This is a genomic window from Rhodospirillales bacterium (genome assembly GCA_028824295.1).
In the GTDB taxonomy this organism is placed as follows: Bacteria; Pseudomonadota; Alphaproteobacteria; order TMED109; family TMED109; genus VXPW01.
This window is the reverse complement of record JAPPED010000015.1, coordinates 50,930-63,190: the sequence shown is the minus strand read 5'-3', so window position 1 is coordinate 63,190 and position 12,261 is coordinate 50,930. Positions and strand designations below refer to the sequence as shown.

General features: G+C 65.1%; 15 protein-coding genes. 4 read left to right on the top strand and 11 right to left on the bottom strand.

From position 1 onward, the window contains the following. Positions 1–12: 12 nt before the first annotated feature. On the top strand, positions 13–1,164 hold the full coding sequence (locus OXH60_06765; GenBank protein MDE0711820.1) for an ABC transporter substrate-binding protein: 1,152 nt from the start codon (positions 13–15) through the stop codon (positions 1,162–1,164). Positions 1,165–1,279: 115 nt separating this feature from the next. Here OXH60_06765 and OXH60_06760 read toward each other — a convergent pair whose 3' ends face one another. Both OXH60_06760 and OXH60_06755 read right to left on the bottom strand, forming a co-directional pair. Further along, positions 1,280–1,723 carry a PIN domain-containing protein gene (locus OXH60_06760; GenBank protein MDE0711819.1) on the bottom strand — a complete coding sequence of 148 codons (444 nt, stop codon included), beginning with the start codon at positions 1,721–1,723 and terminating at the stop codon, positions 1,280–1,282. Between the two features lie 5 nt (positions 1,724–1,728). Then, positions 1,729–1,977: a hypothetical protein gene (locus tag OXH60_06755; protein ID MDE0711818.1), complete on the bottom strand. Its 249-nt coding sequence runs from the start codon at positions 1,975–1,977 to the stop codon at positions 1,729–1,731. 125 nt (positions 1,978–2,102) lie between these two features. Here OXH60_06755 and OXH60_06750 point away from each other — a divergent pair, with 125 nt between their 5' ends. Beyond that, on the top strand, positions 2,103–2,525 hold the full coding sequence (locus OXH60_06750) for a RidA family protein (GenBank protein ID MDE0711817.1): 423 nt from the start codon (positions 2,103–2,105) through the stop codon (positions 2,523–2,525). 70 nt (positions 2,526–2,595) lie between these two features. On the opposite strand, the gene OXH60_06745 is transcribed toward OXH60_06750, so the two are convergent. The 3 genes from OXH60_06745 to OXH60_06735 are packed head-to-tail and all read right to left on the bottom strand — an operon-like array spanning position 2,596 to position 5,449. Beyond that, positions 2,596–3,387 (bottom strand): ABC transporter ATP-binding protein, encoded by a 792-nt coding sequence (locus tag OXH60_06745; GenBank protein ID MDE0711816.1) that lies wholly within the window; start codon positions 3,385–3,387, stop codon positions 2,596–2,598. Beyond that, a complete protein-coding gene (locus tag OXH60_06740) occupies positions 3,384–4,361 on the bottom strand; it encodes an iron ABC transporter permease (protein ID MDE0711815.1) in 978 nt (325 codons plus the stop codon). The genes OXH60_06745 and OXH60_06740 overlap by 4 nt, the downstream gene beginning before the upstream one ends. 59 nt (positions 4,362–4,420) lie before the next feature. Further along, positions 4,421–5,449, bottom strand: coding sequence for an iron ABC transporter substrate-binding protein (locus OXH60_06735; GenBank protein ID MDE0711814.1), 1,029 nt, complete (start codon positions 5,447–5,449; stop codon positions 4,421–4,423). 224 nt (positions 5,450–5,673) lie between these two features. Between OXH60_06735 and OXH60_06730 the strand changes: the two genes are divergently transcribed. Further along, the gene (locus OXH60_06730) at positions 5,674–6,210 is read left to right on the top strand and encodes a DUF924 domain-containing protein (protein ID MDE0711813.1); all 537 of its coding nucleotides are present in this window, start codon (positions 5,674–5,676) and stop codon (positions 6,208–6,210) included. 19 nt (positions 6,211–6,229) lie between these two features. On the opposite strand, the gene OXH60_06725 is transcribed toward OXH60_06730, so the two are convergent. The 3 genes from OXH60_06725 to OXH60_06715 form a co-directional block, all read right to left on the bottom strand. Then, a complete protein-coding gene (locus tag OXH60_06725; GenBank protein MDE0711812.1) occupies positions 6,230–7,015 on the bottom strand; it encodes an exodeoxyribonuclease III in 786 nt (261 codons plus the stop codon). Positions 7,016–7,527: 512 nt separating this feature from the next. Next, entirely contained in the window at positions 7,528–8,493 is a 966-nt protein-coding gene (locus OXH60_06720; GenBank protein ID MDE0711811.1) for a LysR substrate-binding domain-containing protein, read from the bottom strand. Positions 8,494–8,684: 191 nt separating this feature from the next. Continuing rightward, the gene (locus OXH60_06715; GenBank protein ID MDE0711810.1) at positions 8,685–8,864 is read right to left on the bottom strand and encodes a hypothetical protein; all 180 of its coding nucleotides are present in this window, start codon (positions 8,862–8,864) and stop codon (positions 8,685–8,687) included. 184 nt (positions 8,865–9,048) lie between these two features. Here OXH60_06715 and OXH60_06710 point away from each other — a divergent pair, with 184 nt between their 5' ends. Next, positions 9,049–9,297: a hypothetical protein gene (locus tag OXH60_06710; GenBank protein ID MDE0711809.1), complete on the top strand. Its 249-nt coding sequence runs from the start codon at positions 9,049–9,051 to the stop codon at positions 9,295–9,297. A 50-nt stretch (positions 9,298–9,347) separates the two neighbouring features. On the opposite strand, the gene OXH60_06705 is transcribed toward OXH60_06710, so the two are convergent. Genes OXH60_06705 through dnaJ form a run of 3 tightly spaced genes read right to left on the bottom strand, consistent with a single transcriptional unit; the run spans position 9,348 to position 12,243 of the window. Then, complete coding sequence (locus OXH60_06705) at positions 9,348–10,331, bottom strand: 2-hydroxyacid dehydrogenase (protein MDE0711808.1); 984 nt, start codon at positions 10,329–10,331, stop codon at positions 9,348–9,350. Continuing rightward, on the bottom strand, positions 10,328–11,140 hold the full coding sequence (dapB, locus tag OXH60_06700) for a 4-hydroxy-tetrahydrodipicolinate reductase (protein ID MDE0711807.1): 813 nt from the start codon (positions 11,138–11,140) through the stop codon (positions 10,328–10,330). Before dapB ends, OXH60_06705 begins: the two co-directional genes overlap by 4 nt. Further along, positions 11,137–12,243, bottom strand: a complete 1,107-nt coding sequence (gene dnaJ / locus OXH60_06695) for a molecular chaperone DnaJ (protein ID MDE0711806.1) — start codon at positions 12,241–12,243, stop codon at positions 11,137–11,139. Before dnaJ ends, dapB begins: the two co-directional genes overlap by 4 nt. Positions 12,244–12,261: the final 18 nt, after the last annotated feature.

Here is a 12,261-nt window from a genome sequence, read left to right as displayed (position 1 = left end):
AGGAGGGCGAACATGAGATTCCTGAAATTTCTGGCGGCAACACTGATCGTCGCGACACCCGCCTTCGCCGAGCAGGGTGTCAGCGATGACGAGATTGTCATCGGTTCCGTGAACGACCTGTCCGGAATCTTTGCGGCGTTCGGCGCACCCGCGGTCACTGCCGCACAGATGCATTTCGACGTGGTCAACGGCGCCGGCGGCATTCACGGCAGGACCATCCGGTTCGTCGTCGAGGACAGCAGCTACCAGATGCAGAAGGCGATGCAGGGGTACAACAAGCTCGTCAACCGCGATCAGGTGTTCGCGATGTTCCTGTCGCTGGGAACCCCCATGAACATCGCCGGCTTCAAGCTCACGACCCCGAACAACATTCCGAACATCTCGCCACTTTCCGCCGCCCGCCAGATGGTGGAGGAACCGATCCGCCTGCGCTTCCTGGGGTCCAGCACGTACTACGACCAGCTGCGTCTGGCCGCGCGGTACATGGTGGAGCACCACGAGGTCACCACGGTCTGCACCATGTACATCCCGTCCGATTTCGGGATTGAAGTCCAAGAGGCCCTCAGCGACGAAGCCGCCGCAAACGCGGCGGTGACGTACGCCGCGGAAACCGCCCACAAGCCCGACGAGACGGACTTCGCAGGTTCCCTGCAGAAGCTCCGGTCCGAGGGCTGCGAGATGGTCGGACTCGCGCTGGGAATCCGCCAAACGATTACGGTGCTCGGAACCGCGAAGAAGCTCGGTTTCGACGACATCAAGTTCGTCGGGTCCTCGGGGAGCTTCCATACCCTCCTCGCGAAAGTACCCGGTGGCCTGACCGAAGGCCTGTTCGCCGCGGCCGGCTGGGCCGACCTGGCGGCCCGGGCCGACCAGCCCGAGCCGGCAGCCTTCATCGCGGCCTACACGGAAGCACACGGTGAGTTTCCGGGAACCGGCGCCCTGCTCGGCTACTCCGCTGCCACCGGCCTGACCCGGGCGCTGGAGAAGGCAGGGCGCAACCTCACTGTCGACACCTTCCTTGAGGCGATCGAGAGCCTGGACTACTACGACCCGATCCTTGACAACCACGTCGACTACTCGGCCGACGACCATCAGGGCTCGGACGAGGTCATCTTGTCAGTGGTCGAGGGCGGTCAATGGAAGGAGATCGCTCGACTCCAGTGACCCGAGGCACTGTCCGGCACCGGCAGGCAGTTGGCTTCGCTCGCCGCCGCGCCTTACGCAGGGACGTGCGTCAACTGGGAGGCCGAACCCTTGGCCTCCCAGGGTTGGCCATCCGTCAGTGCCGGATGGACCGCGTGCCGAACGGGTCGCGTGTTTGCAGCTCGGGAAACAGAGAGAAATCGCGATCTCGAGTGAGCAGTTCATCGACCCCGTGCGCGACGCAGATCGCCGCAATCCGCGCGTCGTGAACCACCCCGCCAACGACATGTGGACGCTGTACGAAACTGCTGAGAATGTCAGCGAAATCGGCCGTTTCACCGATCATGCGGTGAAACGGCGAGGCCATCCAAGCCGCCATCTGTTGCCATGCCATTCCCGAAGACGTTGCCCCGTCCTTCCAGATCCGGCGGTTCGTCACGACGCTGAGGAACTCGTAACAGCAGGGCCAGGGAATGGCCCAGGCGCGGTCGCCCTCCGCGAGCTTCCGCATCAGCGAAAAAGCCGCGTCGCCAAGTCGCACCTCGCGACGGTGCGCGTACACCAGGAGATTCGTGTCCACCGCGATCATCGGGTACCCGGGTCACCGTAGATCAACTCGCGCAGCTCCGGCCAAGAGTACTGTTCCAGCGGGTCATCCGCCGAGGGATCGCCCACCCGCAGGTCGGGAAGTACGTGCTCCCGAATCGGATTCGCCCTGTCCAGCACCTGCCGGAGCCCGTCCTCGACCACGGCACGCAGCGTGGAACCGGTATCCCGGGCATGGCGCTTGGCGCGGAAGAGAAGTTCATCGTGAATATCGAGGGTCGTCTTCATATGACCCATATTAGCCATATCAATGAATATGGGAAAGCATTACCGGGATTCGTCAACTCGGAAAGCCCTGAGTTCTCCTCTACTCTCTGGATCCTCCGCAATCCCGCCCTGCACAGGAGGCAACCGTGGCCGATCAGATCGAACTTCTTAACCCGCCCGCCGCCGCTCCGGCGCAGGGCCTCTATTCCCAGGCCGCGTTCATGCCGGCCGGGTTCGGCACCTACCACATCGCCGGTCAGGTCTCCGTCGATAGCGACGGAGCCATCGTCGGTAGCGACGACTTTGCTGCCCAGGTCCGCCAGGTCTACGAAAACCTGGCATCGGTACTGAACGGGATCGGCGAGAGTTGCGACAGCATCGTTTCCATGCGGACCTATCTGGTCGACGCAAACCTGCTGCCGACCTTCATGGAGGTCCGTGCAAAGCTCTTTCCGAGGTTGTTCAGCGGGCCCGACTATCCTCCCAACACACTGCTGATCATCGACGGACTGGTCCGGAAGGAATTCCTGATCGAAGTTGAGGCCGTAGCCGCCCGACGAAGCCCCTGAACCCGCCCTCAAGCGCGGTCCGGCCGTCGTTCAACACGGCGCAGGTCAGCGCCGGACCCATCTCCGGCAGCTAGGTCTTGCGGGCGGATGACAGGCCGGTCGGGACGCACACGTTGTAGCCGCTTGGCAGTCGCTCGACGGCAATCGGCGCACCGTAGACCCTGGACAGCACCCCCGGCGTCAGCACCTCGACGGGGCGGCCCGCGGCCTGGGTGGCGCCGTCGCCTAGCAGGTGGACGCTGGTTGCGTATGTGAACGCGTGATCGGGATTGTGGGTCGAAAGCACAACGCCCAGACCGGCCGCCGCCAGCTTCCTTACCTCGTTCAGCACCAGAAGCTGATTGCCGAAATCGAGGCTGGCGGTCGGCTCATCCATGACGATCAGCTGAGCGTCCTGGGCCAGCGCCCTGGCGATCAGGACCAGCTGCCGCTGGCCACCGGAAATCTGTGTGTAGTCCCGTTCGGACAGATCAGCGATTCCCAACTGCGCGAGTGCGGCGGTCGCGCGATCCCGGTCCTCCCGGGTCGGACCGGAGAACGTGCCGCGGTGAGCGGTCCGTCCCATCAGGACCATGTCGCCCACGGCGTACGGGAAGACTGTCGAGTGGGCTTGCGGAACGTATGCCATCACTCGGGCGATGTGCCGACGGTCAAGCGAAAGAATGTCGCGATCATCGACCAGAACCCGTCCGGCCTGGCGCGGGATCAGCCCGAGCAGGGTCTTGAACAGCGTGGTCTTGCCGCAGCCGTTCGGGCCAAGCAGACACATGATTTCGCCTGCCTGCAGCGTCAGGTCGACCGCGCGCCCGACCGGGAACCGGGGATAGCCGAACCCCAATCCCTCGGCCCGCAACACGCTCACCAGCTGCGCCGTCCGGTCGCGAGCAGCCAGAGAAACACCGGGGCTCCCACGAATGCGGTCAGAATCCCCAGCGGCGTTTCGGTAGCCGCCATGGTCCGGGCGATCGTGTCCACGATCAGGAGGAAACCTGCCCCCATGATCATCGCGGCCGGAAGCAGGCGATCGAAGTTCGGCCCGACCACCAATCGGGCAATGTGGGGCATCACCAGACCTACCCACCCGACCACGCCTGAAATCGCCACCACGCTTGCGGTCATCAATGTCGCAGCCGCAACCAGCAGCACGCGAAGCCGGCGCGGGTCGATGCCAAGCGCGGTTGCCTCCTCATCGCCCAGCGTCATCAGGTTCATCTGCCAGCGCAGCAGGACCAGCGGCACCAGGCCGATCGCCACGAACGGCAATACCGACCAGACGTCACCCGGTTGCGTGCCGGCCAACGAGCCCAGCAGCCAAAACGTGATCGCGGGGAGCTGATCGTACGGATCGGCCAGGATCTTCACCAGCGAAATGCACGCACCTGCCAGTGCTCCAAGCACAACGCCCGCGAGCACCAGGACAAGCATCGGATCGTGCCCGCGGACCGCCGTCGCAACGGCGTACACCAGCGCGACCGTCCCCAGGCCCCCCGCGAAAGCAAAGCCCTGGGTGACGACCACGGGCATCGACAACAGGATTCCCACAGCGGCACCCAGCCCGGCCCCGGTGGACACGCCGAGGATGTCTGGCGACACCAACGGATTCCGGAACAGGCCCTGATAGACCGTGCCCGCAGCCGCCAGGGCAGCGCCGACCAGCAACGCCGCCAGCACGCGCGGGATGCGCACCGAGAACAGTACGGTCTCGAGCTGGGCATCTGTTTTGCCCGCAGATCCCCCAGCGTAATCCAGCAACGCGTCGAGAACCTGGACAACCGAGACGGGATACGGCCCGATTGTGATGGCAAGGAGGACAAGCAGCAGCAGACCGGCGGCCATGCCGCCAACGATCAGACCAGCGCCTCGCGCGCGCGGTCGTTCCGGATTGCCGGGCGGGTTCAATCGGTCAGTCGGCTTAGCATCTCATCCGTCAGATCGACATGATAGAACAGGCGGTAAAACAACCGGGCTTCCTCCTGCCAGTCGGATCGCATCCGATCGGGATAGAACAGCCCGCCCAGCCATCGCAGTCCGATGATGCGGTTGACCGACGGCGGCCTGTCGATCCAACCGAACGGCGACGTCGGCGCCAGGAACACGCGACCCTGCCGCACCGCCTCGATGGGTTCCCAGACCCGACTCGACCGGACACGGGCGTAGAACGTCCGGTCCCACGTGATGATCGTGTCAGGATTGGCCAGAATCAGCTGCTCAACGGACATCTGCGTGAGTCCGCGCCGGCTCGCCTCGTCGGAGTTGACGCCGGCCACGTTCCGTCCACCCGCCCGCTCGATGATTTCCGTGTTGATCGATCCCTGCAGGCCGGTCTCGAGCCCTGAGGGCGTCCGGGCGAGATAGACTCGCGGGCGGCGGCTCTCCGGTATATCCGCCAGCACGGCTTCGAGGTCGGCAAGCAGCGTTTCCACATGCGCCGCCAACTCCTCGGCTCGATCCGGGACCCCGAGCACGTTGCCCATCAACCGCAAGGCGGATGCCGTGTGTTCGAACCGTCCGTCGATCAGCAGGTACGGAATGCCGGTCTGCGCCTGCAGGCGATCGGCCAGCGAGACGTGCGCTCGCCGTACCGACCCAAAGTCAAAGATCAGATCGGGCTTGGTGCGTAGCACGACTTCAAGATTCGCAGTATTGCCACGACCCGTGAGACGGCCGGTCTCGGGCAATCCCCGGTACGCTTCCGGCAGGTAGCGCTCGTCTTCCGGCGAAGGCGCCCTCGGCCAGCCGACGAGCCGGTCCGGCGCGAGGACATACAACAGGACGGCCGCTGGCGGCCCGGCCGCATAGACCCTCTGGACCGTATCCGGGATTGTCACCGTCCGGCCTGCGGAATCGGTAACCGAGCGGGCTTGGGCAACACCGACGGAACCCGCAAGCGCCACCAGGGTCACGAGGCTCACCACGTTTCGCATTGCCGGCTCCGGCTCCCGCGCAAGGGAGCACTGACGTGGCCTCACGACGGCACCACCCGAGGCCGACTACCGTTCGGGCCCCGGACAAGCGTACAACGATCGAGAGCAGAATCGAGACACCGGTTCGCGACAATGGCAGCCGCGCGACAGCGCCATCACATAGGATCGGCCTGGACGTCCGAGGCGACCCTATGGTGGTGTCAACGGCACGTGCGGAGAAACGGATGATCAAGCAGATACTCGAATTTTGGTTCGAACTCCACGGCCCTGACCAGTGGTGGGCCAAGGACGCCGACTTCGACGAAACGATCCGCACGAAGTTTGGTGCGCTCCACGAGCGCGCCGCCCGTGCTGAACTCCACCATTGGCGTGCCACGCCAGAGGGCCGGCTCGCCGAAATCATCTTGCTGGACCAGTTCTCCCGCAATCTCCATCGCGACGATGCGCGTGCCTTCGCGTACGACGGCATGGCGCTGGTACTGGCGCAGGAGGCGGTGCGCGCTGGCGCCGACCAACAGGTCCCGCTGGACCGGCGGGGGTTCTTCTACATGCCCTACCAGCACAGCGAATCGGCACGCGTCCACGAGGCTGCCGTGCCGTTATTCGAAGCGCTCGGAGACGCGAACAGCCTGGACTATGAATTTCAGCACAAGGCGATTATCGATCGTTTCGGGCGTTATCCCCATCGAAACGCGGTGCTTTCGCGCCCCTCCACTCCTGAGGAGATCGCCTTCCTCAAGACCGAAGGGTCCTCCTTCTGAACGCCGTCCTGACCACAGGCTAAATGTCGACATCCACGCCGACCGGGCAATGGTCGGAGCCATGCTCGTCAGGCCAGATGAATGCCTTGCGGACCCGCTTCATCGCCGTTGGCGACGCCAGCACATAGTCGATTCTCCAACCAACGTTCCGCTCGCGCGCGCCGCCCCATTGGCGCCACCAGGTGTAGTGTCCCGGGAGGCCGGGATGCAGCGCGCGAAAGGTATCGACCCAACCGGCTTCCACCCAGCGGTCGAGTTCTGCCCGTTCCTCGGGCAGGAAACCGCTGCTGTTCACGTTGGTCTTCGGTCGGGCCAAGTCGATTTCGCAATGAGCCGTGTTGTAATCACCGACCACGAACACGGGCCCCCGACGCCGCATGCGCTGAATGCGCTCCAACACCGCCTCGTAGAAGTTAAGTTTGTAGGGAACCCGGCTGTTGTCGCGATCCTTCCCACTCCCCTTTGGGAAGTAGGCGTTGACTACGGCAAACCTGCTGCCGCGACTGCGGAAGTGGGCAGCCATGTATCGGCCTTCGACGTCAAAGCGCGGTTCACCGAGCGAGGTGTCCACGCGATCCGGCTCAGCGCGAGAATACATCCCGACGCCGCTGTAACCGCGGCGCTCCGCCGCGACGAACATGGCATGCCAACCGGCGGGCGACCGGGCAGCCTCGGGGACCTGTTCGGGTAGCGCCCGGACTTCCTGGATCCCCACGATGGCGGCATCCGATCTCGCCAGGAAATCCACAAAGCCACGCCGAACGCACGCACGAATCCCGTTCACGTTCCAACTGACGATCCGCATACGCTCACATCCTTCCCTGCCGGCGTGACACCGTCGATCATCGCATCCCTTTGGCCGTCGGAGACCCGGTGCAGAAGCGCGTCAAGGCAGTCCGGCGTCCGGACGCCGACCGGCCGTCTCGCGCGCGGAACCCTGCCAGATACGCTACCACTGTCGTCGGCCGCAACCAGCGGGGTCTGTGCCAAGTGGGTCGGGCGATTCGTAGTGGTGCGCCGTGGATCAGACACGGGCCCATCGACGCCGTCGTCGCGTATGTGCCGGAAGAAGGCGCTAGGTCCCGCTTCCTCTATGTGGTGTGCCTCATCGCCTAGGGTACCATTGCGGTCATCGTCAAAGTGCCGGGCCAGCCTGACCCACGCGCCGCCACGGCCGATCGCAGCTCCTACCGCCACCTCCCAGGTTTTGCTTGCGGCGGACTTGCTGTCCTCGTCTCCCGCCGCCGTCTTTCCGGCCAGCGCGGGGTGCCACCCCTGCCGGACCGGCCAGCAACCGTCCGGTCCGGACCAACTGCTTCACGCGGCCTTGGCTGTCGTACCGGCCTGGATCATCGTGCGGGTATCCTTGACGAGCGCCTGGCCGGCGTCAGCCACCGCGTCTCCCAACACGTCGATCCAGTGCTGACCGTGCGAAGCCACGCGGTGCACCAGGCCAATGCGCCGCGCGGGCTCAGGAGCGGCGAAACGGAAGAGGCCCAGTTCGGGAGAATTCTTGCGCTCGGTAAGGATCGCCGTCTCCGGAAGCAGCGTTAGTCCGGCTCCGCTTGCCACGAGTCTGCTCAGTGTGGCCAGCGATCCGGCACCGCGACGCACCTCCTGCAGCCGCCACGTGGCACAGACCCCTCGGATCTGCTCGCCCAGACAGTGCCCCTCGTCAAGGGTGAGCAACGGACCGAGGTCGGCTCGAGACAAGTCCGGCGGGCGAGGCTCGCCTTCGAACGCGTGGGTGACGGCAGCCAGTCGCTCGGGGCGACCGGCCAGCAGGAAGCGATCCTCAAACAGCTCTCGCTCCGGTAGCTCGAGTACCCCCAGGGGCAGCGACACGACGGCGGCGTCGAGGCGGCCGGCAAGAAGGTCGGACACCAGGGTCTGACCCGAAGCCTCCCTGAGGTCAAGCTCGATCCGCGGTGATGCGGACTGGAGACGCTCAAGGACTCCCGGCAGCAGGTAGGGCGCCAACGTCGAAACCATGCCGACAGCGACCCTGAGCGAAGTCTCCGCGAACCGCTTTCCCAAGGTCTCCAGCAACAGCGTCTCGTCCAGGACTCTCAACGCCTGCTGATGCACGTCGCGGCCCAGCTGCGTGAGAATGATGCCGCGGCGGTCGCGTTCGACCAGCGGACCGCCGAGAATCCCTTCCAGTTCCTGAATCTGCAGTGACAGCGCTGGTTGCGAAACAAACACGCTTTCGGCCGCGCGACTAAACGAGCCATGCTCGACAAGCGCTCGGAAATACCGCAATTGGCGTAACGTTACCCTCACGTCCTCATCCTTTCCCGTGGTGGCGGCGCTGCTCCCGCAGGCGGCCACAAAGCCCTTCTTCCAGCCCGTCCGCTCGTGCGGTATCGGGCCCACGCCGCACGCAACGCGCGGCCACTACCAGTGCTTTCGCCAGTGTCCCTGTCGCGCTACCTGCCCACCGTCGCGGGCCCTCGGCGACCGGAAACCTGGCTTCAGCGGCTGGGACCATTCCACCAATCGGAACCCGAACCCTCACACGTGTTCTGCGGTCCCGGTTCGCAATTGGCCCCGCTGCCGCACACGACTTCGTCCAGCTCGGCCTCCCCGGGTACGCCCGCCTGATCCACGGAAGGCACGCTGTCGTCGGCTGCCGTCATTGCTTGATCACGCATGGTCGTCTCCTGATCCAACATCCCGAAGCCGGCTGACTTCAGAGCACCTACCTAATTGGTGCTGCCAATAATATTGGCAATAGTTATCGATAATAGCCAATACCGATTAATGATAGTAATCATCAGTTATACTTATTTATGCGCGCCTACGAGGGGCCCGCGCGAATCGTGGCGACCGCGGCAAATGAGCTTGATTGGCAATTCAAATGGCGGCACCAAGAAACGCGGGCCGGCCTCTCGAAACCTTGACGGCCTGGGACAGGTCGAGGCTCGAGCCGTCAACAACCGCGGCATCGATGCCCGCGCCGCCAGATCGACCGCCTTCGAGCGACGGCCGCCGTACCGGAGTTCAGCGGCCGGCGGCTGGACCGACGGCTTTCATTCTTCAGGCTTCCTCGGGGAGAGCGTCGGGGGCCAAGCAACCCTTGACTAGCAGCCGATCCCGGACTGTCTCTGAACCGCCGCGGCGATCCTTGACCAGCTTCAGGCGAATCGGTTCAGGAGAGGCCGACCTGCACGCATCCGGACGATGTTGTCCGCAATGACGGCGAACCGGCGCTCCAGCATCGGGGTGCTCCAGGCCGAAGTGTGCGGAGTCATCCAGACGTTGGAGAGGCCCTCGAAGTTGAATCGCGAAGGCCGTACATCCAAGCGTCCATCCGGACCGGGATACTGGTACCAGACGTCGATGACCGCCCCGCCGATGGCTCCGTTTTCCAGGGCCCGGAACAGTGCTTCCTCGTCGACTACCAGTCCTCGCCCGACGTTGATCAACACGGCTTCTGCCTTCATTGCCGCGAAGACCCGGTCATCGACCATCCCGTGCGTCGCCGCTGTCAGCGGGCACGCAACCACCAGGTAGTCGAACCGGGAGGCGGCCTCGACCAAGCCGTCCGGCGTTAGGGCTTGGGTGAGCGGAGGCTCGAGAACCGGATGTGCCGTCACCGTCCGGACTTCCATGCCAAAGGCGTAGGCGCGCTTCGCCAAGGCTCTCCCGATCCGGCCGTAGCCAAGAATTCCGAGCACTCGGCCTTGCAATTCCCCATGCGTGGGCCCGCCGGCGACCAGGCTGTCGGACCAGTCACCGGATCGGAATCGCCGGTCGGTTGCCGTCACGCCGATTGCATGCTCGAGCATCGCCCGCATGCAATATTCGGCAATCGGAACTTCGTGTTCGAACACGTTGCAGGCGGCGCAACCCGCCGGAAGCGCAGACACGTCGACGGAATCAGTGCCGGCGCCCGGCAGGTGCAGCAAGCGCAGCTTGGGCGCCGGGGGGCTGGTTGCCGGCCAATCCATGGTGACGACGACTTCAGCGGTTGCGAGCGCCTCGGCCCAGGCGTCCGGGTCGGAGCCCGCACACCGCAGCTCGTGCGGCAGTGTCAGGCTCGCGTGCAGCAACTCCGCGTAGCCCTCACCCATGACCCCGTTGAACGCAACATGGACGGGGGACCCGTCCCCGCTCACGTGGGCAGGTCCAGGACATCCCGCATACCGTAGAAGCCCGGCGGCTGGCGCACCGCCCACGCAGCGGCATGCACTGCACCGCGCGCGAAGATGGCGCGCTCATGCGCCCGGTGTCCGAGCTCCAGCCGTTCGCCGGCGCCGGCAAATACCACCGTATGGTCACCGACGACGTCGCCGCCACGGAGCACGCCGTAACCGATCGTGCCGCGTTGCCGCGGGCCGGTATCGCCGTCCCGTCCACGTACCGCAGATGTCTCGGGGTCGATTCCCCGACCAGCCGCGGCCGCCTGGCCGAGGGCCAGCGCCGTCCCCGACGGTGCGTCGCGCTTGGCACCATGGTGCATTTCCATGATCTCGATGTCCCATTCGGGTCCGAGCGCCGTTGCGGCCGTCTCCACCAGATGGGACAGCAAATTGACGCCGAGGCTCATGTTGGCGGACCACACCACCGGCACGCGCGTACCCGCGCGGCGTAGCGCCTCCATCTGAACGGGATCCAAGCCCGTCGTCCCGATCACCATGCCGGTGCCAGCTTTGGCGGCGGCCGACGCATGTCGAACGGTGGCTTCGGGAATTGTGAATTCGATGGCAACGTCGACCTTCGCAAAGAACGCGTCGGCCGCGGCGGTAATCTCGACTCCCACGTCGTCCAGGCCGGCAACGCGGCCGGCGTCCGTCCCGAGAGACGCATGGCCCGGTTGTTCGAGCGCACCTGTGAGCACGCCCTTCCCTGCGGCCACCTCGCGCACCAGGGCCTGCCCCATGCGACCGCCAGCACCGACGACACCGATACGGACGGGGGCGGTCACGAGGCCGCGCTGCGACGGACGGCAGCCCGGAACTTGGCAATCGTGGGGTAGTTGCTGTCGGTCATGTCGTTGGCGAACGCCTCCAGCGCCTGCTTCTGCTTACGCGAGAGTTTCAAAGGTACCTCGACGCTGATCTGCACGTAGAGGTCGCCATGCCCGGAACGCTGCAGACGGGGCATGCCCTTGCCACGGAGCCGAAACTTCTGGCCATTCTGCGCGCCGGCCGGAATCGCCAATTTCACGCGCCCCCCGTCTAGCGAAGGCACGACCACTTCGTCACCCAGTACCGCCGTTTCGAATGAAATCGGAACGACCATCTGGAGGTGTTCCCGGTCGCGCTCGAAGAGTGGATGCGGTTCGATCTCCATGAACACATAAAGATCGCCAGCGCGGCCTCCCGGGGCACCTGCCTCGCCCTTTCCGGTGAGCCGGAGCCGGGTGCCGTCGTCGACGCCCGGCGGGATCTTGACGTCGACAGACCGGGAGCGGCGAATCCGCCCGCCTCCATGGCAGGCACTGCAAGGAACTTCGATGATCTGGCCTCGGCCGCGGCATGTCGGGCAGGTCTGCTGAAAAATCATCATGCCCCGCCGCGCCGACATCTCGCCGGAGCCGTTACACGTACTGCAAATCGCCAGGCGGTTGCCCTCCGCCCCCGAGCCGCCGCAGCGTTCGCAGGTTTCCTCGGCCGAGAAACGAATCGTTTTGTTCGCGCCGTGGTAGGCCTCTTCGAGGGTCACGGCCAAGGCGTACTGGAGGTCGGCGCCGCGGGCCGAACGTGAGGTACGTCGGCCGCCACCCATGAAATCGCGAAAGATGCTGTCAAAGATGTCGCCAAAGCCACCGAACCCGCCGGCGCCGGCCGAGCCCGCCTGGAGCCCCTCCTCGAAGGCCGCGTGCCCCATCTGGTCATAGGCGCTGCGCCGTTCCGGGTCCTTCAGGACCTCGTAGGCACGGTTGACGTCCTTGAACGTCTGCTCGGCCTTGCTGTCGCCCGGATTGCGGTCGGGGTGGTGCTCCTTGGCCAGGCGTCGGTACGCACTCTTGATAGCCTGTGCGTCGGCGTTGCGCTCGACGCCCAGCACGTCATAGAAGTCAGGCATGCGAACCCCTGCCGGCTA

Excerpts from the sequence above, each read along its gene's own strand:
- OXH60_06715 (MDE0711810.1), bottom strand. The coding sequence starts at position 8,864 with ATGCGTGATCAAGCAATGACGGCAGCCGACGACAGCGTGCCTTCCGTG.
- dnaJ (MDE0711806.1), bottom strand. The coding sequence starts at position 12,243 with ATGCCTGACTTCTATGACGTGCTGGGCGTCGAGCGCAACGCCGACGCA.
- OXH60_06735 (MDE0711814.1), bottom strand. The coding sequence starts at position 5,449 with ATGCGAAACGTGGTGAGCCTCGTGACCCTGGTGGCGCTTGCGGGTTCC.
- OXH60_06710 (MDE0711809.1), top strand. The coding sequence starts at position 9,049 with ATGAGCTTGATTGGCAATTCAAATGGCGGCACCAAGAAACGCGGGCCG.
- OXH60_06755 (MDE0711818.1), bottom strand. The coding sequence starts at position 1,977 with ATGAAGACGACCCTCGATATTCACGATGAACTTCTCTTCCGCGCCAAG.
- OXH60_06725 (MDE0711812.1), bottom strand. The coding sequence starts at position 7,015 with ATGCGGATCGTCAGTTGGAACGTGAACGGGATTCGTGCGTGCGTTCGG.
- OXH60_06765 (MDE0711820.1), top strand. The coding sequence starts at position 13 with ATGAGATTCCTGAAATTTCTGGCGGCAACACTGATCGTCGCGACACCC.
- OXH60_06740 (MDE0711815.1), bottom strand. The coding sequence starts at position 4,361 with ATGGCCGCCGGTCTGCTGCTGCTTGTCCTCCTTGCCATCACAATCGGG.
- OXH60_06730 (MDE0711813.1), top strand. The coding sequence starts at position 5,674 with ATGATCAAGCAGATACTCGAATTTTGGTTCGAACTCCACGGCCCTGAC.